Annotated in this window: 17 protein-coding genes and 1 pseudogene; all 18 read left to right on the top strand. The window is 42.7% G+C overall.

Annotated elements, in window-relative coordinates:
- The first annotated feature begins 287 nt into the window (after window positions 1-287).
- Window positions 288-803 (top strand): prepilin peptidase-dependent protein, encoded by a 516-nt coding sequence (locus C5469_RS09670; protein ID WP_166305442.1) that lies wholly within the window; start codon window positions 288-290, stop codon window positions 801-803.
- 42 nt (window positions 804-845) lie between these two features.
- A complete protein-coding gene (locus tag C5469_RS09675) occupies window positions 846-1,433 on the top strand; it encodes a prepilin peptidase-dependent protein (RefSeq protein WP_166305445.1) in 588 nt (195 codons plus the stop codon).
- 5 nt (window positions 1,434-1,438) lie between these two features.
- On the top strand, window positions 1,439-1,906 hold the full coding sequence (locus tag C5469_RS09680) for a YgdB family protein (protein WP_166305448.1): 468 nt from the start codon (window positions 1,439-1,441) through the stop codon (window positions 1,904-1,906).
- Window positions 1,903-2,289, top strand: a complete 387-nt coding sequence (locus tag C5469_RS09685) for a prepilin-type N-terminal cleavage/methylation domain-containing protein (RefSeq protein WP_166305451.1) — start codon at window positions 1,903-1,905, stop codon at window positions 2,287-2,289. The genes C5469_RS09680 and C5469_RS09685 overlap by 4 nt, the downstream gene beginning before the upstream one ends.
- Complete coding sequence (gene recC / locus C5469_RS09690) at window positions 2,267-5,638, top strand: exodeoxyribonuclease V subunit gamma (protein WP_166305454.1); 3,372 nt, start codon at window positions 2,267-2,269, stop codon at window positions 5,636-5,638. Before C5469_RS09685 ends, recC begins: the two co-directional genes overlap by 23 nt.
- Before the next feature lie 15 nt (window positions 5,639-5,653).
- Window positions 5,654-8,542 carry a pitrilysin gene (gene ptrA, locus C5469_RS09695; protein WP_166305457.1) on the top strand — a complete coding sequence of 963 codons (2,889 nt, stop codon included), beginning with the start codon at window positions 5,654-5,656 and terminating at the stop codon, window positions 8,540-8,542.
- Entirely contained in the window at window positions 8,542-12,147 is a 3,606-nt protein-coding gene (gene recB, locus C5469_RS09700; protein WP_166305629.1) for an exodeoxyribonuclease V subunit beta, read from the top strand. The genes ptrA and recB overlap by 1 nt, the downstream gene beginning before the upstream one ends.
- Entirely contained in the window at window positions 12,147-14,003 is a 1,857-nt protein-coding gene (gene recD, locus C5469_RS09705; RefSeq protein WP_166305460.1) for an exodeoxyribonuclease V subunit alpha, read from the top strand. Before recB ends, recD begins: the two co-directional genes overlap by 1 nt.
- 728 nt (window positions 14,004-14,731) lie before the next feature.
- Window positions 14,732-16,866 (top strand): annotated as a pseudogene (locus C5469_RS09710) (type I secretion system permease/ATPase).
- A 122-nt stretch (window positions 16,867-16,988) separates the two neighbouring features.
- Window positions 16,989-18,404, top strand: a complete 1,416-nt coding sequence (locus C5469_RS09715) for an HlyD family type I secretion periplasmic adaptor subunit (protein WP_166305463.1) — start codon at window positions 16,989-16,991, stop codon at window positions 18,402-18,404.
- A gap of 131 nt (window positions 18,405-18,535) precedes the next feature.
- Window positions 18,536-19,057, top strand: a complete 522-nt coding sequence (locus C5469_RS09720; protein WP_166305466.1) for a DUF5625 family protein — start codon at window positions 18,536-18,538, stop codon at window positions 19,055-19,057.
- Between the two features lie 58 nt (window positions 19,058-19,115).
- Window positions 19,116-19,637: a DUF5625 family protein gene (locus C5469_RS09725; RefSeq protein WP_166305632.1), complete on the top strand. Its 522-nt coding sequence runs from the start codon at window positions 19,116-19,118 to the stop codon at window positions 19,635-19,637.
- Window positions 19,638-19,665: 28 nt separating this feature from the next.
- Window positions 19,666-20,187, top strand: a complete 522-nt coding sequence (locus C5469_RS09730) for a DUF5625 family protein (protein ID WP_166305469.1) — start codon at window positions 19,666-19,668, stop codon at window positions 20,185-20,187.
- A 58-nt stretch (window positions 20,188-20,245) separates the two neighbouring features.
- Window positions 20,246-20,761 carry a DUF5625 family protein gene (locus C5469_RS09735; protein ID WP_166305472.1) on the top strand — a complete coding sequence of 172 codons (516 nt, stop codon included), beginning with the start codon at window positions 20,246-20,248 and terminating at the stop codon, window positions 20,759-20,761.
- Between the two features lie 127 nt (window positions 20,762-20,888).
- Window positions 20,889-21,419, top strand: coding sequence for a DUF5625 family protein (locus tag C5469_RS09740; RefSeq protein ID WP_166305475.1), 531 nt, complete (start codon window positions 20,889-20,891; stop codon window positions 21,417-21,419).
- A 58-nt stretch (window positions 21,420-21,477) separates the two neighbouring features.
- Window positions 21,478-21,999, top strand: a complete 522-nt coding sequence (locus C5469_RS09745) for a DUF5625 family protein (protein ID WP_166305478.1) — start codon at window positions 21,478-21,480, stop codon at window positions 21,997-21,999.
- A 92-nt stretch (window positions 22,000-22,091) separates the two neighbouring features.
- On the top strand, window positions 22,092-22,613 hold the full coding sequence (locus C5469_RS09750) for a DUF5625 family protein (protein WP_166305481.1): 522 nt from the start codon (window positions 22,092-22,094) through the stop codon (window positions 22,611-22,613).
- A 48-nt stretch (window positions 22,614-22,661) separates the two neighbouring features.
- Entirely contained in the window at window positions 22,662-23,183 is a 522-nt protein-coding gene (locus tag C5469_RS09755; protein WP_166305484.1) for a DUF5625 family protein, read from the top strand.
- Window positions 23,184-23,277: the final 94 nt, after the last annotated feature.

The following is a 23,277-nucleotide window of genomic DNA, read 5'->3' on the forward strand; positions in this document are numbered from 1 at the left end:
TAACTCTTTAATAAAATGAGCTTCTTATTTGAAAATACATTATTTTTTCTTCGATTGCATTTTGGGAACCCCTTTCTCTCATAATCATGTGAATTTACTGTGTATTACAATAATAAGAAACAAAAACGTTTATCCTTATTGATTTTTGCGAAGCTCTACACAAATTAAATGTAATAATAATATATTCTTATTTTTTTATTGATTCGCTCTCGCATAAGATTTAATTGTGTCTTTATTCTGTTTTTTAAATAAATAAAATGTCTTACGAAAGGATATAGGAATTACTAATGGGAAATAATATTAATATAATTGGCAGTTATGGTATAGATAATCAATTAGGTTTTTCTTTATTGGAGTTGATGATTGTTATTATTTTAGTTTCAATATTTTCGTTATGGGGAGTACAAGAATGGGGTAATCATCAAGAAAGGGCTAGATTACAGGAGTCAGTACAGAAAATATTGACATTTATAGCCAGGCAGCAATCTTTAGCAAATTATCTGAACAAAGAGGTGGTACTGTGGTTAAAAACTGGAAAAGATTGGTGCATAGCGCTTTCCAACCCTGCATCTGTTGATTGTGATTTGGAGAATGTTGAAGGAATAAGATCATCTTATCAGGATGTTGTTATAACTTCAGCAACCAGGGAGCAGATAGCGTTTCATGGAATAAGAAACACGATGATACCTGCAAGTTTTAATTTGGTTAATTCCGCAGGTGAAATATCTGTTATTTTTTCTTCACGAGGCAGGGTAAGAACATGTAGTAATAATAAGTTTAATAGTATTCCAGCTTGTAGTTAATTGTACTTTTTCCTATAAAATAATTGGTGTTATATTTGAATAATGAAAAGTAAAAACCAAACTGGAATGACATTATTAGAAGTGATTGTCGCAATGGCTATTGGTAGTATTATCTTAATGGCAATTGCCAAAAGTTATCCGGTTTTCACCAGACAAATAATGGAATTATATCAGCGATATCGTTTGGCTTACTTCGTTAAACAAACATTGCATATTATAGAGAAAGACATTCGTCGTGCTGGATATTGTCAACATTATTGCGATGGGAATCCAATATTCATCAATAATAAAAATGATGAAAGTGAGAATTCATGCCTAATTATTGCCTATGATCTTAATGTTAATAACCTATGGGAACCACCAGAACACAGTGAATCAGAATTCTTCGGCTATCGTTTTAGTAATAGGTCAGTCGAGTGGAAAAGAGGTGCGGGTAACTGTCAAGAAAATGGTTGGGAAAGACTATTTGATCCAAATGAAATAGGAGTAGATTCATTTACAGTTGAAAAATTACGAACAAACGATGGTTTAGTTTTTATTAAATTGATGCTTATTGCACATTGGTTTAAACATCCATCAATAAACTACCAATATCAGGCAGTAATACGTTTGCGCAATATCAGGGAATAGGTACCATGGCTGAGCATTCTCCGAATATCTGTCTTCAATTTCAGCAAGGTAATGTATTGCTGATTTCAGTACTAATGTTGTTGGCTGTGAGTCTTATGATGCTGAAAGCTTTGCACTATCATCTGGATAACGCATTAATCATGATGGTTGATGAACGCAGATATTTAAATGCTTTTCAGCAAGCAGAATCTTCATTGGTATGGGGAATGGCTCAGTCATGGCCGCTTCATAGTGATAGAACAGAAGAGTGGTATTGTCAGCAACAGAATGAGTTCTATCTAACAAGCTGTTTAAAAAGGCAATCGAGTAATTTTTTTCTGCTGAAAGGTGTGGCAGATGTGGCATCTGGACAATCTGTTGGATTATATCAATGGATGAAATTAGTCTCTTATGGTGGAAATGATTCTCTTGTTCCGGTAGAAAGTGGTTGGTTAGATTTTTGTCCCGAAGTAGATATGGGGTTTTGCTCATGAAATCAGATCCTTTTCATGATCATCAGTCAGGAATGAGTTTACCCGAAGTTATGGTTGCCGTTATGGTCTTTTCTGTCTCTTTGTTAGGATTAATACGTTATCATCAGGCGTTATTATCTGGGTTTCAGCAACATTGGCAACAATCAAGGGCAGACAAATTATCTCATGGATACCTGGAACAATACGAATTAATTGCAGGTCAAAGTCCTTTACTAGAAATAACATCGCCACCGGGATGGCATGCTGAATTTCAGACGACTTATCAGTCGCACGATTGCTATCAGCTTACAGTTATAGTAACAACACCTTATAATCAGCAAAGTAAATCAAGCCGATGGATTTGTTCAAACGGGAGTCCTGATGTTCAAGGTTTATCATTCTAACCAGTTAGATCTTCTTAAAGAATTGATAGCAATATTTATCGGGGATAATCCGTTGCCTGATCCGTTTGAACAGGAAGTCATTTTGGTACAAAGCCCAGGAATGTCACAGTGGCTGCAAATCCAACTAGCTGAAAGAATAGGCATATCAGCTAATATTTCGTTTCCACTTCCGGCGACTTTTATATGGGATATGTTTACTAAAGTATTGCCTGATATTCCTAAAGAAAGCGCTTTCAGTAAAGATGCTATGACATGGAAATTGATGGCATTATTGCCTCAATTATTGCCAGAAGCAGAATTTGTCGCACTCAGGCACTACCTTGATCAAGATTTTGATAAACGGAAGATTCATCAATTGGCTGGACGAATTGCTGACCTGTTTGACCAATATCTTGTTTATCGTCCGCAATGGTTGGAAAGTTGGCAGCAAGGACAGCTTATTGATGGTTTGAGTGATAATCAGTTGTGGCAGAAAAGATTATGGTTGGAACTGACGGAATATACTCACCAGTTGCAACAACCTCAATGGCATCGTGCTAACTTATATCAGCGTTTTATTTCGACACTGGAAAACAAGACTGACTTTTCAGCTTGTTTACCAAAACGGGTATTTATCTGTGGTATTTCTGCCTTACCGCCTGTTTATTTACAAGCTTTACAGGCATTGGGACGGCATATTGATATTCACCTGATGTTTACTAATCCATGTCAATATTATTGGGGAGATATTCAGAATTATACTTTTCTGGCAAAAATGAGTAGCCGTAAGCCACGTCACTATAAGAGTGAGCAAGAACTGGAATATTTTAAAGATCCTGGCAATGCTCAATCACTGTTTAATGATGAAGGTGAACAAGATGTCAGTAATCCTCTGTTAGCGTCATGGGGGCGATTAGGTCGTGATAATCTTTATTTATTGTCGCAGCTTGAGCAAAGTTCAGATGTCCACGCCTTTGTTGAGTTAGAACCAGATAATGTATTACATCAACTCCAAAGGGATCTCCTTTATCTGGAAGATCATACTCAAATTGGTTCAACGAAGGAAACATTTGAAAATAGCCTGAAAAAACGACAGCTTAATCCATTGGATCGTTCTTTATCTTTCCATGTTTGCCATAGCCCTCAACGTGAAGTGGAAGTTTTACAGGATCAGCTTCTACGGTTACTGGAAGATAATCCATCACTGACGTCAAGGGATATTATTGTGATGGTTGCGGATATTGACAGTTATACCCCTTATGTTCAGGCGGTGTTTGGTAATGCTTCTGCTGAACGTTATATTCCATTTGCCATTTCTGATCGTAAGGCTCGTCAGGCGCATTCAGTTTTACAGGTATTTATTACACTGCTTGATTTACCTCAAAGCCGTTTTACTACTGAGCAGGTTTTAGCGTTGCTGGAAGTTCCAGCGTTAGCAAATAAATTTGGAATTCATGAAGATGGGTTGCGTTTATTAAGGCGTTGGGTTGATGAATCAGGTATTCGCTGGGGATTGGATGACGATAATGTGGAAGAGTTATCCTTGCCGGTAACAGGCCAGCATACATGGCGTTTTGGGCTGACCAGAATGTTGTTGGGTTATGCAATGGATAGCCGGTCAGGCCCTTGGAAAGATGTATTGCCTTATGATGAATCCAGCGGGTTAGCTGCGGAGCTTGCGGGTCAATTGGCTGAATTTTTAATGCAACTGAGCCATTGGCGCAAAATTCTTGGTGAAAGCCAGACATTAGAGGGTTGGTTACCTGTCTGCCAACAGTTGCTGGAAACATTTTTTGCATCAGACAGTGAAACCGAATTAGTGCTGGCAATGATAGAACAGCAGTGGCAGAAAGTCATAGGCAATGGGCTGAATGCCCGCTATCAGGAAAGCGTGCCATTGGTTCTGTTAAGGGATGAATTGGCGCTTCGGTTTGATAATGAAAAAATCAGTCAGCGTTTTCTCGCTGGATCTGTAAACTTTTGTACCCTGATGCCGATGCGTTCTATCCCTTTTAAGGTTGTTTGCCTATTGGGGATGAATGATGGTATTTATCCCCGTTCAATTCCACCGCTTGGGTTTGATTTGATGGCAGAGAAAAGCCAAAGAGGAGACAGAAAACGGCGGGATGATGACCGCTATTTATTCCTTGAAGCTCTGATATCTGCCGAACAATTTCTCTATATCAGTTACATTGGTAAATCCATTCGTGATGATACGGAATGCAATCCTTCAGTACTGGTTAATGAATTACTGGATTATGTTTGCCAAAGCTTCTGCTGGCCAGGAAATGAAAAGCTGAATGTTGATGAAAGTGCCGCTAATGTCAGAAAACATCTGTTGTGTCTTCATACTCGCGTTCCATTTGCACCGGAAAATTTTATACCGGGCAGTTATCAGCAAAGCTATGCAGGAGAATGGCTGCCGGCAGCGTCTGAACAAGGGGCTGCGCATTCTGAATTTTGTCAGCCTATTGAAGCGGAACAAATTCAGGAGATTACACTGGATGATTTGAGTCGTTTTTACCGTCATCCTGTCAGGTTTTTTTTCCAACGTTGCCTGAAAGTAAACTTTGTTATTGAAGAAACGGAATTACCAGAGGAAGAGCCTTTCATTTTGGATAACCTTCAACGTTATCAATTTAATCAGTTATTGCTGAATACGCTGATTGAGCAGCAATCACCTGAACCGCTTTTTAATCGTCTTCGTGCTGCTGGAGGGTTGCCTTTTGGCGCTTTTGGTGAAGTTTATTGGTTGAAGCAGCAAAAGGAGATGCAACCTCTGGCGGATAAGATTCGTGAACAACAAATGGAAACTTTGTCTGTCGATTTACATCATGATTTAGGTCAGGTTGTTCTGACAGGGCGAATTAGTAAGGTACAGCCGGATGGCTTGTTACGTTGGCGTCCAGCCAGTCTGACAGCAAATGATGGTATGCAATTATGGATTGAGCATCTGGCTTACTGTCTTGCTGGTGGTGAGGGTGAAAGCCGTAGTTATGGGCGTGACAACAACGAGTGGCGTTTTGCTCCTGTAGCTTCAGAACAAGCGAAAGATTATCTGAATCAATTGGTTGAAGGTTATCAGCGAGGAATATCGGCACCTTTGCCGCTATTTTGTCAAAGTGGTTGGATGTGGCTTTCAGCATGCATGAATAAAGAAACCGGTGAGATTGATGACAGTGATGAAATCCAATTAAAAGCTGAAAGCCAGTTGCTGAAAACATGGTTTGGAGATCAAGGACGCAAAGGTGAAGGTGATGATCCTTATGTTCAGCGGGCTTTCAGGCAAGTTGATAAATTATTTTTGGCAAAACTTAAACAAGAAGCGCTCAGTTATTTGTTACCGATAGCGCGATATCAGAATACATAGGGAGAATACCAGATAATGCATAAACATTTTGTCCGCATGATTGTTGTGATGTTCCTGCTTGTTTGGGGAACGGCAAGCTATGCGAAAACACAACAGTGGCAGCCACTGCAAGAGACAATTTATAAAAGCGGAAATGATCATCGTCAGTATCAGGGAATAAAATTGGCGAACAATATGACGGTTCTGCTGGTGTCTGATGAAAAGGCGACGAAATCTCTGGCAGCGGTAGCGATTCCAGTTGGTAGTATGGAAAATCCTGACAGCCAGCTTGGGCTTGCACATTATCTGGAACATATGGTTCTGATGGGTTCTCAGCGTTATCCACAGTCGGGTAGTTTATCTGAGTTTTTGCAAAAACACGGTGGTAGTTATAATGCCAGCACTGCTTCTTATCGCACGGCTTTCTACCTTGAAGTGGAAAATGAAGCGTTAGCTAATGCGACAGATCGTCTGGCTGATGCACTGGCAGAACCTTTGCTTGACCCAGTTAATGCAGATCGGGAACGAAACGCCGTCAATGCAGAACTGACAATGGCGCGTTCTCGTGATGGGATGCGGGTTGCTCAAATACGCTCAGAAACCTTGAATCCTGCGCATCCAAATGCTCGTTTTTCTGGTGGTAATCTAGAAACATTGAAAGATAAACCAGGGAGTAAATTACAGACAGAGCTAGTGGATTTCTATCAACGCTATTATTCAGCCAATCTGATGAAAGGTGTCATTTACGGCAATCAGTCTATCGATAAACTAACTCAGATAGCTGTTGATACTTTTGGTCGGATACCTGACAGAAAAGCCAGTGTGCCCGCTATTACTGTCCCAGCAGTAACAGAAAAAGAGAAAGGGATTGTCATCCATTATGTTCCTGCTCAGCCGCAAAAAGCGTTGCAATTAGAGTTCAGTATTGACAATAACAGTGCTGATTTCCGCAGTAAAACGGATGAATATCTCGGCTATATGATAGGTAATCGTAGCCTGAATACATTATCAGACTGGTTGCAAACTCAGGGGCTGGCAGAAAGTATCAGTGCCGGAGCTGAACCGATGGTTGACCGTAACAAAGGTATATTTTTTATTTATGTTACCTTGACAGACAAAGGGCTTGAACAGCGGGATCAGGTCGTTGCTGCTATTTTCACTTATATTCATTTGCTAAAACAAAAAGGCATTCAGAAAAGTTATTTTGATGAAATCGCTAAGGTTTTGAACCTGTCTTTCCAGTACGGCTCTATTGTTCGTAATATGAATTATATCGAATGGTTATCGGATGCTATGTTGCGGGTTCCTGTTTCCAATGTACTCAATGCCGGTTATTTGGCTGATGACTATAACCCAAAAGCAATCGCCAGCCGACTTGATGAATTGGCCCCTGAGAATGCACGTATCTGGTATATCAGTCCAAAAGAGCCGCACAATAAACAAGCCTATTTTGTTCAGGCACCTTATCAAGTTGATCGAATCACATCACAACAAATGGTGAAATGGCAGCAGCTCGGAAAACAGATGAACTTTTCTTTGCCTGTGCCAAATCCTTATATTCCCGATGACTTGCAGTTAATAAAGGCAAGTAAAAGCCAGAAACATCCAAAGATGATTCTTGAACAGCAGAATTTTCGTCTGCTTTATATGTCAAGCCAATATTTTGCTGATGAACCAAAAGCCAACATCACTCTTGATTTGCGCAACGCCGAAAGTCTGAATAGTGCCCGTAAGCAGGTAACTTTCTCTTTACTTGATTATCTGGCGCGGCTTTCCCTTGATCAGCTTGGTTATCAAGCTTCTGTTGCAGGAATGAATATTTCTACTGGTTCAGCGAACGGGCTGCAATTAGGAGTAAGTGGTTACACTCAGAATCTTCCAGAACTTCTAACCTCTCTAATTAATGATTACATGGCGTTTATGCCAACTGAGAATCAACTGGAACAAGCTAAATCTTGGTATCGTGAACAAATAGAGGTTTCTAATAACGGTAAAGCTTATGACATGGCTATGCAGCCGCTGAAACGTCTTTCTGTGGTGTCTTACACAGAACAGTCCGTTCATTTGAAAGAACTGAAGACTATCACCGTTCAGGATATTGTTGAGTATCGCCATGAATTAATAAAAAATTCTGCTTTGCAGATGATGATAATTGGAAACTTGACCGAACAGCAGAGCAAAATAATTGCTGAATCCGCCCATAATCAACTGGCAAACCAAGGAAATAGCTGGTGGAGTGGGGATAAGGTAGTGATTGATAAAAATTACCAAGTTAATTTTCAGCGTGTTGGTAGCAGTACTGATAGTGCCTTGGCAGAAATTTATATTCCGACCGGTTATAACCGTATAGAAAGCTATGTTTATTCGAGCTTGCTAAGCAATATGCTCAAGCCGTGGTTCTATGAGCAATTGAGAACAGCAGAACAGCTGGGATATGCGGTGTTTGCTTTCAATACCAGTGTTGGGGAACAGTGGGGGCTGGGTTTTCTACTACAAAGTAATAGCAAGCAACCAAAATATCTGAATCAGCGTTATCAGGATTTCTACCAAAAGGCGAGCAGTAAACTGGAAGCCATGTCCCAAACTGATTTTGAGCAGTACAAGAACGCACGGATTAATGCACGTCAGCAACCGCCACAAACGTTCTATGCCGAAGTTGCTCGTTTCTCTGGTGATTTCAGCCGTAATAACTTTAGTTTCGACAGTAGAGATAAAATGCTTGAGGTACTAAAGAAAACCACACAGCAGCAACTGATTAATTTTTACCGGGACGCCGTAAACAAACATAGGGGGTTGTCATTTATTTCACAAGTGATTGGTAAATCAGGGAACTCAGATGGATATGCGAAATTGAAAGGTTGGAAAACCTATCATGATGTTACTGAATTTCAGCAACAGTTGCCTGTTGAGGTAAGAGCTCAGTGATCACAGAGGTATCTGCCCACAAGCTTAATGCATTAACTCTGCCGCTGAATGGTCAGCGGCTGATCGAAGCTTCTGCCGGGACGGGTAAAACTTACACCATTGGTATTTTATATCTCCGTCTTCTACTTGGACTGGGGAAAGATGCTGCTTTTCCACGGCCTTTAAGCGTGGAAGAAATTCTGGTGGTGACATTTACTGAGGCAGCAACAGATGAGTTACGTGGGCGTATCCGTGAAAACATTCATGAACTTCGCCTTGCTTGTATTCGAAACGAAGTAGAAGATTCAGAGTCTGCCTATCAACAGCTACTGGATGAAATTCCGGATAGAGAGCAAGCCGCTATCTGGTTGCTGGCTGCCGAGCGACAGATGGATGAGGCCGCGATTTATACCATTCATGGCTTCTGTCAGAGAATGCTGGCACATAATGCCTTTGAATCCGGGATCTTGTTTGAACAGACATTAATTCAGGATGAACATCCACTAGAGAGGCAGGGATGTGCCGATTTCTGGCGGCGCCACTGCTATCCATTGTCGTTATCGATGGCTCAGGTTATCAGCCAGGATTGGAGTGGGCCGGAAGCACTGTTGGCCGAATTACATCCTTATTTGCAAGGGGATATGCCATATATCGTTGATGCGCCAAACAGTGATGAAACGCTGTTAAGCCGTCATGAGAAAATTACGCAGTTGATTTGTGGAGTTAAGTGTCAATGGAATGAAGTTGTCGGAGAGTTGCATGATGTAATCGCGGGTTCTGGTGTAGATAAAAGAAGTTACAGTAGTAAGCACTTACCAAACTGGCTGAACAGAGTTACTGATTGGGCCCAGGAACCTACAGAAGATTATCAGTTGCCAAAAGAGCTGGAGAAATTCCGGCAGTCGGTATTAGTAGAAAAGACAAAAAAAGGTGATGCACCTGAGCATTCACTTTTTGTTGTGATAGATAATTTGTATCAGCAACCACTGACTTTACGTGATTTGATTATCTCCAGAGCTATTATTGAGATTCGCCAGTCAATCCGTCAGGAAAAATTAATGCGTGGTCATATGGGGTTTGGTGATTTATTAACCCGTCTTGATGATGCTCTGAAAGGTCCAGGTAGTGATTTGCTTGCCCAGACTATCCGTCAGCGCTATCCGGTTGCGTTGATTGATGAATTTCAGGATACCGACCCACAGCAATATCGGATTTTCCACACCATCTATGGCAATCAGCCTGAAAATGGATTGTTATTTATCGGCGATCCCAAACAGGCTATTTATGCATTCCGTGGCGCCGATATCTTCACTTATATGCGCGCTCGCTTTCAGGTAAGTGCTCACTATACTTTGGAGACAAACTGGCGCTCTGCTGATTCAATGGTACGGGCAGTAAACAAGTTGTTTATGCGTTCAGAAAATCCCTTCTTGTTTGAACAGATCCCTTTTGTTGAGGTTTCTGCTGCGGAGAAAAACCGGGGGCTTGCTTTTAGCTATGATACTAAGGAGCAGGCCGCATTGAATTTCTGGTTGCAACCAGGGGAAGGTGTTTCTACCGGAGATTACGAGCAAACGATGTCACGATTCTGTGCGGCACAAATTCGTGATTGGTTGCAAGCTGGCAGTGAAGGGCGTGCTCTGTTACATAAAAATGAGAAGGTTCGGCCTGTTACTGCGGCTGACATCACTGTTCTGGTCCGTAGCAGAAAAGAAGCCATACTGATCCGTGATGCACTTAACTTGTTATCTATCCCTTCTGTATTTCTTTCTAACCGAGAGAGTGTATTTGATACCGCGGAGGCAAAGGATATTCTTTGGTTATTGCAAGCTGTGTTGTCACCAGAGAAAGAACGGGTTTTGAGAAGTGCGCTTGCTAGTGGTTTATTTGGTTTGACTGCTCGGCAGATAGACAAACTGAATCATGATGAAAAGGCTTGGGATCAGCTAGTTGATGAGTTTGATGGTTACTTTCGTCTGTGGCAGAGTCGTGGGGTGCTGCCTATGTTACGAGCGGTAATGGCAAACCATAGTATTGCTGAGAACTTACTTGCCAGTTATGACGGTGAACGACGTTTGATGGATGTGATGCATATTGGTGAGTTGTTGCAAGAGATATCTTTACAACTCGATAGTGAACATGCAGTCACTCGTTGGTTAGCTCAGCAAATATCTCATCCTGATCCACAATCAGAAAACCAGCAGATGCGGCTGGAAAGTGATCGTCATTTGGTACAAATCTGTACTATCCATAAATCTAAAGGTCTGGAATACCCGCTGGTATGGTTGCCATTTGCCTGTAATTTCAGAACGCAGAAACAGGCGATATATCATGATCGTGCAAGCTTTAATGCTTGTCTTGATATTTTCCCTGATGAGGAAACTATCAAACTGGCTGAGCAAGAGCGGTTGGCTGAAGATTTGCGTTTACTTTATGTCGCATTGACGCGTTCTGTTTACCATTGCAGTGTCGGCGTGGCTCCGCTGATAAAAGGCAATAAGAAGAAGATCGGGGATACCGATCTGCATCAATGCGCTCTGGGTTACCTGCTCCAAAAGGGCGTTAAAGGTGATGCTGATTTTCTGGCGAAATGTCTTAAAGAATTAAATGGGGATGGGATTATTGTCTCTTCAATCAGTGATACTGATGATAATCCATGGAAATCACAAAGCCAAAATGATTTATTGCTGTCGGCAAGGCAGTTTAATCGCAGGATTCAGGATGATTGGCGGATCACCAGTTATTCTGGTCTGCAAAACTCTGCTGTTCATCATGGCAATACTTCCCCCCGTATTGTTGGGGAAGAGACTATTGAGGTCATTGTTCAGTCTATCGCGCCAAAGTTGGATGTTGATGCCAGTGGTGAAAAACAAATAGCAGAACAACCTGAAATGACACCACATACGTTTCCACGAGGGGCTTCTGCCGGTACTTTTTTGCATTCAATATTAGAAGAGCTCAATTTTAGCCAATTACCTGATGAGAAATGGTTGGCTGAACAACTAAAATCAGCCGGGTTTGATGAACATTGGAGTGAGATATTACAGCGATGGATGGCAGATATTTTTACGACTCCCTTGAATGATGAAGGTATGGCGCTTTCAGAAATTCCGTTTCATCACCAGCAGAATGAAATGCAGTTTTATCTGCCAGTTGAACAACTTTTGCGATCTCAGGAGCTAGATGCAGTGACGCGTCGTTATGACCCTGTTTCAGCCCGTTGTCCCCAACTGGCGTTTCATCAGGTGAAAGGGATGCTGAAAGGGTTTATTGATTTAGTCTTCTGTTGGCAAGATCGGTTCTATGTGTTGGATTACAAGTCAAACTGGTTGGGAAATGGTAGTCAGGCGTATACCCGTGAAGCGATGGAAACCGCTATGATTGAGCATCGTTATGATCTGCAATATCAGCTTTATACACTAGCACTGCATCGTTACTTGCGTCACAGATTGGTTAATTATGATTACCAACAACATTTTGGCGGAGTGATTTATCTGTTCTTGAGAGGAATTGATAAACAACAACCGGGAAATGGTATTTTTAGTTGTCGGCCATCAGCCGAATTTGTTAATGCTTTGGATCTGCTTTTCGGTGGCAATGAACAACCTGAGAAAGAGAAAAACTGATGATTTCATTATTACAACAGGCAGTAGATCTCAGGCTTCTGCGCTCATTGGATTTACAGTTTGCTCATGCGTTGATTGGGGATGAAGATCCTGCTCTGTTGTTGGTGATGGCACTGTTGAGTGCTGAGGCCGGGGCTGGTCATGTTTGTCTACCTGTTAACCGGATAATGCCTGAATATTTTTTTGATGGGCGGCAACGTGAATTTGCAGAACAGTTATGGCAAGTTGCAGGGAACCCTGATGAGCCGAGCTTGCGCGAGGCATTGGAGAATTGTGCTGCTGTTAGTAATGGTTTTCAGCCAACACCCGTTGTTCTTTCGCATAACCGACTTTATTTGCAAAGGATGTGGCAAAGTGAGTGCCAGGTCGCAGCGTTTTTCTCTGCCAGCCATCAATCAACGGATAGTATTCAGGAAGAGCAACTGAGAGCTATTCTGGACGAATTATTTATGTTATCTGGTGAGACCATGGACTGGCAAAAGATGGCTGCTGCTGTCGCGGTAACTAGCAGAGTCTCGGTTATCTCTGGTGGGCCGGGAACCGGGAAAACAACAACTGTTGCTAAGTTACTGGCGGCCTTAATCAAACTTAATCCTGATAAAAATCTGGTGATCCGACTGGCTGCTCCGACGGGAAAAGCAGCGGCCAGATTGACGGAATCTCTTAACAGTGCTGTCAGAAAGCTTCCTCTGACGGAGAAACAGTTTGAATCTATGCCAGCTCAGGCTCAGACAATTCACCGCTTATTGGGGGCTCAGCCGGATAGCCAGAGGTTACGCTATGACCGAAATAACCCATTGAGTTTGGATGTATTGGTGGTGGATGAAGCTTCAATGGTGGATTTACCCATGATGGCCCGGTTGATTGATGCGTTGCCGTCATATGCAAAAATTGTCTTGCTTGGTGATCGTGATCAATTGGCATCAGTGGAGGCTGGAGCTGTATTGGGGGATGTATGCCGTTTTGCTGAGATGGGATATAGCGCAGTAAGGGCAGAACAGCTAAGCCGATTGACTGGATGCCAGTTAGTTGCAGGTGAACAGGAGAATGTTCCGGAAGTTCGTGACCGTTTGTGCCTTTTGCGCAGAAGTTATCGTTTTGATGTAGATTCAGGGATTGGTCAGCTTGCTGCGGCAGTTAATCAGGGAAAGAGCAGGCAAGCTCTCTCTATTCTGCAACAGTCATTGAATGATATTTGTTTTTACCGATTGTCTGATGATGAGGATTATCAGCGGTTGTTGATTGAAACAGTATCGGGTTATCGCTCTTATTTGCAATTGGTAGCAAAGCAAGCACCTGCCAAAGCGATTTTGGATGAATTTAACCGTTACCGCCTGCTATGTGCACTTAGAGAAGGGCTATTTGGTGTTAGTGGACTTAATGAGCGTATAGAACAGCTATTACATCGTCAGGGGCTTATCCGTCGCCCTACTGGGATTTTCAGCCGTGGGTATGCAGGCCGACCAATTATGATCTCCCGTAATGACAGCACACTTAGCCTGTTTAATGGTGATATCGGCATTATGCTCAGGGACGAAAATAATGAGCTTCGTGCTTATTTTCAACTACCTGATGGACAGATTAAAGGCATTCAGCCAAGTCGTTTGCCACAGCATGAAACAGCGTATGTGATGACCGTACACAAATCGCAGGGCTCAGAATTTGAACATACGGCTCTGGTACTGCCAACGCAGTTTGCACCGGTTGTTAGCCGAGAGCTGGTCTATACAGCGATGACTCGGGCTAGAGAAAAACTGACTCTTTATGCACATGATGCCGTATTGCGTCAGGCCATTCAAACTCCAACTCAAAGGCGCAGTGGGTTGGCCGAGCGGCTTAGATTACAGGCGTATTAGCGCTTGCTCTAATAGACTGACTTGTGCAAAAAAATTTATATATTAATGATGTGGTCATATCTTCCTTGACGTTTTTTGATCATTATTTGCTCAGTTGTTGGATTGGGATTTTTAAGCCTGATAAGCAGTCCATTAATATCCTTAATGAGTTTTCTGATTTGCCGTACTGACTTTGGTAAATATGCCTTTTTATTTTTGTAAAAAGTTCTCGATTGGGTGATTGAAAAATTCTCGTGCAGTAAGCTAGCCTATACAAGATAAATGTGTCTTAAACCTACCTATATACCAAATTTTGGCTAGTTTATAATTGAAATATCTTTTCTTAGTCTTTTTGGTTGGGCGATTATTAGCCGTTGTGTCCAGTCGGTAATACCGATTAGTTTCATCGTGATGGCTATATACTGATCGATATCTTAATTTCACCGATTCAAAAGATTCAAAAATAGTTGCAATTACTGAATCAAATTATTGATGTTTATGTTTTGTTATAAATGTAAACAATAAAATTATAAATTTAATAAATTTTAATATTATTGTGTGGTTAATGTCACACTTTGTGAATATATTAAATGAAATTTATTATTATTTGATGATATAAGCACCTAATTATATGAATTGTGATTTGTTTACTAAACGGATTGCGGATATGTCTGGATAGCTTGCTAGGGGTGAGATGAATATCCAGATTTTTGATTTAAGGATTAAGTTGTCTGATGCAACATAATGAAATGAGTACTGAGCCACCCCATTCTTCCCCGGAGCTGGATACCGGCCTGATTTGCCTGGCTATGTTGGCTAGGTTTCACAACATAGCTATATCGACTGAACAACTTTCACACGAATTTTCCACTTCCAACCAAGGTCTTACCCTGAAGGAGCTGCTGCTGGCTGCCCGTCATTCAGGGCTGAAAGCCAAGGCTGTACACACAACACTTGCCAGACTTGAACATACTCCCTTGCCCGCCATTGCCATTGACCGAGATGGGCAGTTTTTTATTTTGGCTAAACTGGACAAAGAACAGGCCTGATTCAGGACCCACGTTCGGCGCGTCCCGAAGTTATCAGCTTCGAGCAGCTTGAGCAGCGTTGGACAGGGCAACTGGTGCTTGTGCGTTCCAGTAACAGTCTGTCCGGAGAGACTTCTCGCTTTGACTTCACTTGGTTTATCCCGGCTATCGTCAAATATCGCAAGTTGTTGGGTGAAGTTTTGCTGGGGTCTTTTGCCTTGCAGTTGTTTGCCTTGGTGACTCCGTTGTTCTTTCAGGTGGTCATGGACAAAGTACTGGTGCACCACGGCCTAACCACACTGGATGTTGTCGCAGCGGGATTGCTGGGCATCATGCTGTTCGAGTCGGCCCTGAGCGGTTTGCGTAGCTACGTGTTTGCTCATACGACCAGCCGTATTGATGTGCAGTTGGGATCGAATCTTTTTCGGCACTTGATTAATCTGCCGCTGGCTTACTTCCAGGCAAGGAGAGTCGGTGATTCTGTGGCTCGTGTACGCGAACTGGAAAACATCCGCAGCTTCCTCACCGGCAACGCCATTACCTTGATGCTCGACGTGCTTTTTTCTCTGGTATTCATCCTTGTGATGTTCTATTACAGCGGCTGGTTGACTCTCGTTGTGGTGTTATCATTGCCGCTCTATGCACTAGTTTCAGGGTTGGTTACACCTCTCTTGCGTAAGCGATTACAGGATAGCTTCACACGTAACGCTGAGAATCAGGCATTCCTTGTCGAAACGGTAAATGGCATCGATACCCTAAAGTCAATGGCGGTTGAACCGCAGGCCATCCGCAAGTGGGACAACCAACTGGCGGCTTATGTTGCCGCAGGTTTCAAAACACAGACCTTATCCACTCTCGCCAATGAAAGTGTATCGCTTATTGGCAAGTTAGTGACGGTCGCCACACTCTGGCTCGGTGCCCGCCTCGTGATAGAGGGGCAGCTATCGGTGGGGGAACTGATCGCATTCAATATGCTGGCCGGCCGTGTCAGCGGCCCGATCATGCGCTTGGCGCAACTGTGGACCAGCTTCCAGCAGACCGGGGTCTCAGTGCAGCGTCTGGGAGACATCCTCAATTCCCGTACTGAATTGTCTCAGGCTACACGTAGCACGGTGCCGCCGCTCAAGGGGCAGGTAGAGTTCGAACAGGTGCATTTTCGTTACCGGGCTGATGGTTCTGAGGTGCTGCGCGGAGTCAACCTAGTCATTGGTGCAGGAGAAATCATTGGTGTAGTGGGTCGCTCCGGTTCCGGCAAAAGTACTCTGACCCGTTTATTGCAGCGGCTCTATGTTCCAGAGCGCGGACGGGTCATGGTCGATGGCATGGATCTGGCATTGGCTGATGTGTCCTCGCTGCGCCGGCAGATTGGCGTGGTGTTGCAGGACAATATGCTATTCAACCGCAGCATTCGCGAAAACATTGCCTTGAGCGATCCGGGTGCGCCGCTCGAAGTGGTCATGCACGCTGCCCGCATGGCTGGAGCCCATGAATTCATCCTTGAACTGCCCGAAGGTTACGACACCATTGTGGGTGAGCACGGCGCGTCACTTTCGGGCGGTCAGCGGCAACGGGTAGCCATTGCCCGAGCTTTGATCGGCAATCCTCGCATTTTGATTTTCGACGAGGCGACCAGTGCGCTGGACTACGAGTCTGAACGGGTGGTTCAGCAGAACATGCAAAGCATTTGCAAGGGGCGCACGGTCATCATTATCGCTCATCGGTTGTCTGCTGTACGCGACGCGCATCGTATCCTTGTGATGGATCGCGGGCAGATCGTTGAACAGGGAGCTCACGCCGAGTTACTGGCGCGTCAGGACGGCCACTATTCACGACTGTATCGAATGCAGCAAGGCTGAAAGGCTTCCATTTCCAGAACGTACGATGAAAACGGCTAATAACGTAATCAATGGTTAATAACACAATCAGAGGTAGATGTGACCAAGATAAACATACTCCGATTCAAGGAAAATAACTTCAAATGAGCTCCACCCTTTCCTTATTGCAGCGTTATCATCACGCGTGGCGTCAGTCTTGGCGCCAACGTAAAAACATGGACGTGTCGCCGCGACTTGCTCATGAATTACAGTTTTTACCGACGGCTTTGGAGTTGCAGGAAACACCTGTTCACCCAGCACCGAGGATTTTCACCTGGGGCATTATGGGTTTCGCCGTATTGGCGTTGCTCTGGGCCTACATCGGCAAAATCGAGGTAGTGGCTATTGCCCCGGGAAAGGTTGTTCTCAATGGCAAGACCAAGTTGATTCAATCTAGCGAAACGGCGGTGGTCAGAGCGATCCACGTCAATGACGGTCAATCGGTGAAAGTTGGCGAATTGTTGGTCGAACTCGATCCGACGGCGGCGAGCGCCGACGTCAGCCGGATTCAGAGCGAGCTGCTGGCTGCTCGTATCGACAGTGCGCGGAGTGCCGCCATGCTCGACGCGATCAATCAACAAAAGTCGCCGGCGTCGCTGGTAGGAACGATTGACAACGCCAACCCGGAACAGGTGCTCAGTGCCCAACGCTGGCTTCAAGGACAATACCAGGAATACCGCAGCAACCTGGAGTTGGTGGACGCAGAAATCCTCCAACGCAGCGCCGAAATTCAGTCTGCCCAAGCCCAGGTGGCTAGCCTGCGAAAAACGCTACCGATTGCGACACGATTAGCCGAAGATTACCGACGGTTATTGACGAAACAGTATGTGTCGCGGCATGAATATCTGGAAAAAGAGCAGACGCGATTGGATATGCAACGTCAGTTAAGCGTACAGCAGGCCAGTGTCTTGCAGCACGCCGCTGCTCAGGACGAGGCGCGACGTCGGCGTGAGGCTGTTGTGGCGCAAAATCGCCGCGCTATGCTCGACTTGCAACAGGAAGCCAACAAAAAGACAGCGACCTTGGTTCAGGAGCTGGCAAAGGCCCGTTACCAGGAAACCCTGACCAGTCTTAAAGCCCCGGTGACTGGCACAGTTCAACAACTCGCTATCCATACCGTTGGTGGCGTGGTAACACCAGCTCAGCCGCTGATGGTCATCGTCCCCGCAGATCAACCGGTAGAAGTGGAGGCTATGTTGGAAAACAAGGATGTAGGTTTCGTCCATATTGGTCAACCGGTTACCGTCAAGGTGGAAACCTTCACTTTCACCAAGTACGGCACCGTTGACGGCGAAGTGCTGAACGTATCGAACGACGCTATCGAGGACGAAAAGCGTGGACTCATCTATAGCAGCCGTATTCGCTTGAAGTCTGATCACGTGCTGGTCAATGGTCAGCGAGTCCCACTGTCTCCGGGCATGTCGATCACGGCAGAAATAAAAACCAATCAACGTCGAGTAATCGATTACTTCTTGAGCCCATTGCAGCAGCATCTGGATGAAAGTTTGAGAGAGCGGTAAAAGAACGAATGCTCGTGAGGGCAGCTCTGTGAACCCGGTTCGCCATACTCACCGTTTTTCGTGTTTGAGATAAGTGACTGTTAATGGTCAAGGATGTTTTTTCGCAGTCTTACTTTGTTTGGAGTGACTTGATGAAAATATTACAGGTACGCGAAAGGTGCAAAAACTGGCGCAAAATTATTGTTTTTATGAGCTGCACCTTATTAATGGCTTGCTCTGAGCCAATAGATATATACAAACCGATTAATGTGTCGAAGTCTGGCCAGTCAGTCAAAATTGATTTTGAAATTAGCAAGAAAGGAAATTATCAGTTTGCCCTGCTGTTTGCTACCACGGATGATTATGATGAAATGAAAAGGCGTTTTAAGTTGTTCGGGAGTATTTATGATGACGGGGTGACAACTCCCGTTTCGCTTCATCTGGTTAGAAATGGTCAGGTTTTCTTTGACGAAAAAATAAAGGCAGGGGGATACGATGGGGGGCAGTCTTTCTATTACGAAGAGAGAAGGGTAAATACGGCTGTGCGAGAAATTAAGACATTTTCGTTACCCCCCGGACGTTACTCTGCGGTAATTACCACACTGGAAGATGTCCCTGCTTTTGATGACATCGAGAGTTTTGTCGAATTCGCCTATTTTAATCCGAAGATTTAAGAAGATTTAAAATAGTATCAATATAAACAAAGGAAATATGGAAATTTTGAGTGATGTGATGAAAGTATTACATATACATGAAAGGTTCAAAAATTGGAGAAAAATGATTGTTTTTATGAGCTGTACATTATTAATGGCCTGCTCTGAGCCAATAGATATATACAAACCGATTGACGTGTCACAGTTTGGTCAATCAGTCAGGATCGATTTTGAAATTAGCAAGAAAGGGAATTATCAGTTTGCTCTGCTGTTTGATAAAGGGGATGACTATGAAGAAATGAAAAGGCGGCTTGAGTTGTTCGGGGATATTGATAAGGACGGGATAATAACCCCTGTTTCACTTCAGATAGTTAAAGATGGCAAGGTCTTTTTTGATGAGAAAATAAACGCTGGGGGATATGGCTGGGGACGTACCTTCGATTATGAAGAAAGGAGTATAACCACGGCGGTGCGAGAAATTAAAACATTTTCATTATCCCCCGGACGTTACTCTGCTGTCATTACCACTTTGGAGGATGTCCCCGCCTTTAATGGAATCGAGAGTTTTGTCGAATTCACTTATTACAATCCGAAAATTTAACGCGAATTATTTTATTTGGAGTGACGTGATGAAAATATTACAGGTACACGAAAGATTCAAAAATTGGTGCAACATTATTGTTTTTATGAGCTGTGCCTTATTAATGGCCTGTTCTAAGCCCATTGATATATACAAACCGATTGATGTATCGAAGTCTGGTCAATCAGTGAAAATTGATTTTGAAATCAGCAAGGCTGGAAATTATCAGTTTGCCCTGTTGTTTGCTACTGGGGATGATCATGACGAAATGCAAAGGAGGGATCAGTTGTTCGGGGATATTGATAAGGACGGGGTAATAACTCCTGTTTCACTTCAGATAGTTAAAGATGGAAAAGTTTTTTTTGACAAGAAAATAAATGCAGGAGGACTCGGCTGGGGGCAGTCTTTAACTTATGAAGGAAGAATAATAAATATAGCTGTGCGAAACATTAAAATACTGGAGTTACCCCCCGGACGTTACTCTGCGGTCATTACTACTCTGGAAGATGTCCCTGAAATTGATGGGATTAAGAGTTTTGTCGAGTTTGCCTATTACAATCCGAAAATTTAATAAGATTTAAAATGGTATTAGTATAAACGAATAAAATATCAAAGTTTGGAGTGACGTAATGAAAGTATTACAGGTATATGAAAGGTTTAAAAATTGGCGAAACATGATTATTCTCATGAGTTGCACCTTATTAATGGCATGCTCTAGGTACATTGATATATACAAACCGATTGATGTGTCGCATGCGGGTCAATCCGTCAAGATTGATTTTGAAATTAGCAATGTTAAAGCTTATTCGTTTGCCCTGCTATTTACGGCTGGGGATAGTCGTGAAGAAAAAGAAAAGCGACTTAAGTTGCTCAGTGCCGATGTTGATGGCGTTGCTATTCCTATTTCGTTTCGTCTGGTTAAAGATGGCAATGTTCTTTTTGACGAGGAAATAGATACGGTGGGTGCACGAAGTTGGGGGGAGAGCATATATTACAAAGAGAAAAAAATAAATACGCTGCGGCGCCACATTGAAATATTTCAGTTCACTCCAGGACATTACTCTGTGGTAATTACCACTTTGGAGGATATGCCTGAGTTTAATGGCATTGAGAGTTTTGTACAGCTCACGCCTTTTCCGAATTAAAAGTATCGGCATATACCCACTATACTTCGAGGTGTATTTATTCCCCATGTTCCGCATGGAGATAATAAATTCATATTGAAATATGACAAGTACAAACAAAGAAAATATCAAAGTTTGGAGTGACGAAATGAAAGTATTACGTATACATGAAAGGTTTAAAAACTGGCGAAACATGATTATTTTTATGAGCTGCACCTTATTAATGGCCTGCTCTGAGCACATTGATACTATACGCAAACCGATTGATGTATCGCGTTCTGGGCAATCCGTCGAGATTAATTTTGAACTCAGCAAGAGAAAGGCTGGAAATTATCAGTTTGCCCTGCTGTTTTCCAATGGCCGTAGTTATGCTGAACTGGAAAGGCGAGATAAGTTGTTTGGGAGTATTGATAAGGACGGGATTGCAATCCCCGTTTCGCTTCGTCTGGTTAAAGACGGCAAGGTTTTTTTTGACGAGGAAATAAATGCGGTGAGGCTTGATGGGTGGAAATCCTTCTATTACAAAGAGAGAAGTATAAATACCGCAGTGCGCGATATTGAAACACTTTCGTTACCCCCCGGACGTTACTCTGCTGTTATTACCACTTTAGAGAATGTTCCTGCTTTTAAAGGTATCGAGAGTTTTGTTGAATTCAACTATTACGATCCGAAAATTTAAGAATATTTAAAATAGTATCAGTATAAACAAAGGAAATATGGAAATTTGGAGTGACGAGATGAAGGTATTACGTATACATGAAAGGTTCAAAAACTGGCGCATAATTATTATTTTTTTGAGTTGTGTCTGGTTGGTGGCTTGCTCTGAACCAATTGATATATACAAACCGATTGACGTGTCGCATGCGGGTCAATCCGTCAAGATTGATTTTGAAATCAGCAAGGCTGGAAATTATCAGTTTGCCCTGCTGTTTGATAAAGGGGATGACTATGAAGAAATGAAAAGGCGGCTTGAGTTGTTCGGGAATGTTGATAAGGACGGGGTAATAACCCCTGTTTCGCTTCATCTGGTTAAAGATAGCAAGATTTTTTTTGACAAGAAAATAAATGCAGGAGGATGTGGCTGGGGACAGTCTCTCGATTATCAAGGAAGAAGCATAAATATGGCTGTGCGAAACATTAAAATACTTGAGTTACTCCCTGGGCGTTACTCTGCGGTAATTACCACCCTGGAGGATGTCCCTGCTCTTGATGACATCGAGAGTTTTGTCGAATTCACTTATTACAATCCGAAAATTTAACTTCTGTAGAAAAACGAAGAGAAATAACAAATAGAGGAAATAACAAGTATGGAAAAGAAATACACTGTAACATCAAAATTTGGAGTGATGAAATGAAAGTATTACATATACATGAAAGGTTTAAAAATTGGCGAAATATTATTGTTTTTATGAGCTTTACCTTATTAATGGCCTGCTCTAAGTTCATTGATATATACAAACCGATTGACGTATCGAAGTCTGGTCAATCAGTCAAAATTGATTTTGAAATCAGCAAGGAAGGCAATTATCAGTTTGTCCTGCTGTTTGCTACTACGGATGATTATGATGAAATGGAAAGGCGGTTTGAATTGTTTGGGAGAGTTTATAAAGACGGAGTAATAACCCCCGTTTCACTCCATATCGTTAAAGATGGCAAGATTTTTTTTGACAAGAAAATAAACGCTGCGGGATCCGAAGGAGTGAGTGCTGTCAATTATGAAGAGAGAAGGATAAATACGGCGGTGCGAGAAATTAAAGAATTTTCATTACCTCCCGGACGCTACTCTGCGGTAGTTACCACCCTGGAGGATGTTCCCGCTTTTAATGGTATTGAGAGTTTTGTTGAATTCAACCATTACGATCCGAAGATTTAAAATGGTATCAGTATAAGCAAAGGAAATATCAAAATTTGGAGTGACAAAATGAAAGTATTACGTATACACGAAAGGTTTAAAAACTGGCGAAAAATTATTATTTTTATGAGCTGCACTTTATTAATGGCATGCTCTGAGCCAATAGATATATACAGACCGATTGACGTATCGAAGTCTGGTCAATCAGTCAAAATTGATTTTGAAATCAGCAAGGAAGGAAATTATCAGTTTGTCCTGCTGTTTGCTAGAGGAGATGGTCATGATGAAATGAACAGGAGAGATGAGTTATTTGGGAGTATTTATGATGACGGGGTGACAACTCCCGTTTCTCTTCATCTGGTTAGAAACGGTCAGGTTTTTTTTGATGAAAAAATAAACGCTGGGGGATACGATGGGGGGCAGTCCTTCTATTACGAAGAGAGAAGGGTAAATACGGCTGTGCGAGAAATTAAGGCATTTCCGTTACCTCCCGGACGTTACTCTGCGGTAATTACCACCCTGGAGGATATGCCTGCTTTTAATGGTATTGAGAGTTTTGTTGAATTCAACCATTACGATCCGAAGATTTAAAATGGTATCAGTATAAGCAAAGGAAATATCAAAATTTGGAGTGACAAAATGAAAGTATTACGTATACACGAAAGGTTTAAAAACTGGCGAAACA

The sequence above is a fragment of the Photorhabdus cinerea genome, assembly GCF_011189575.1.
Lineage (GTDB): Bacteria > Pseudomonadota > Gammaproteobacteria > Enterobacterales > Enterobacteriaceae > Photorhabdus > Photorhabdus cinerea.

What these genes read in the sequence shown, in the direction of transcription:
- recD (WP_166305460.1), top strand. Translation starts at nt 12,147, where the DNA reads ATGATTTCATTATTACAACAGGCAGTAGATCTCAGGCTTCTGCGCTCA.
- C5469_RS09750 (WP_166305481.1), top strand. Translation starts at nt 22,092, where the DNA reads ATGAAAGTATTACATATACATGAAAGGTTTAAAAATTGGCGAAATATT.
- C5469_RS09720 (WP_166305466.1), top strand. Translation starts at nt 18,536, where the DNA reads ATGAAAATATTACAGGTACGCGAAAGGTGCAAAAACTGGCGCAAAATT.
- C5469_RS09725 (WP_166305632.1), top strand. Translation starts at nt 19,116, where the DNA reads ATGAAAGTATTACATATACATGAAAGGTTCAAAAATTGGAGAAAAATG.
- C5469_RS09755 (WP_166305484.1), top strand. Translation starts at nt 22,662, where the DNA reads ATGAAAGTATTACGTATACACGAAAGGTTTAAAAACTGGCGAAAAATT.
- C5469_RS09715 (WP_166305463.1), top strand. Translation starts at nt 16,989, where the DNA reads ATGAGCTCCACCCTTTCCTTATTGCAGCGTTATCATCACGCGTGGCGT.
- recC (WP_166305454.1), top strand. Translation starts at nt 2,267, where the DNA reads ATGTTCAAGGTTTATCATTCTAACCAGTTAGATCTTCTTAAAGAATTG.
- C5469_RS09680 (WP_166305448.1), top strand. Translation starts at nt 1,439, where the DNA reads ATGGCTGAGCATTCTCCGAATATCTGTCTTCAATTTCAGCAAGGTAAT.
- C5469_RS09675 (WP_166305445.1), top strand. Translation starts at nt 846, where the DNA reads ATGAAAAGTAAAAACCAAACTGGAATGACATTATTAGAAGTGATTGTC.
- C5469_RS09735 (WP_166305472.1), top strand. Translation starts at nt 20,246, where the DNA reads ATGAAAGTATTACAGGTATATGAAAGGTTTAAAAATTGGCGAAACATG.
- C5469_RS09685 (WP_166305451.1), top strand. Translation starts at nt 1,903, where the DNA reads ATGAAATCAGATCCTTTTCATGATCATCAGTCAGGAATGAGTTTACCC.
- C5469_RS09730 (WP_166305469.1), top strand. Translation starts at nt 19,666, where the DNA reads ATGAAAATATTACAGGTACACGAAAGATTCAAAAATTGGTGCAACATT.
- C5469_RS09745 (WP_166305478.1), top strand. Translation starts at nt 21,478, where the DNA reads ATGAAGGTATTACGTATACATGAAAGGTTCAAAAACTGGCGCATAATT.
- C5469_RS09740 (WP_166305475.1), top strand. Translation starts at nt 20,889, where the DNA reads ATGAAAGTATTACGTATACATGAAAGGTTTAAAAACTGGCGAAACATG.
- C5469_RS09670 (WP_166305442.1), top strand. Translation starts at nt 288, where the DNA reads ATGGGAAATAATATTAATATAATTGGCAGTTATGGTATAGATAATCAA.
- ptrA (WP_166305457.1), top strand. Translation starts at nt 5,654, where the DNA reads ATGCATAAACATTTTGTCCGCATGATTGTTGTGATGTTCCTGCTTGTT.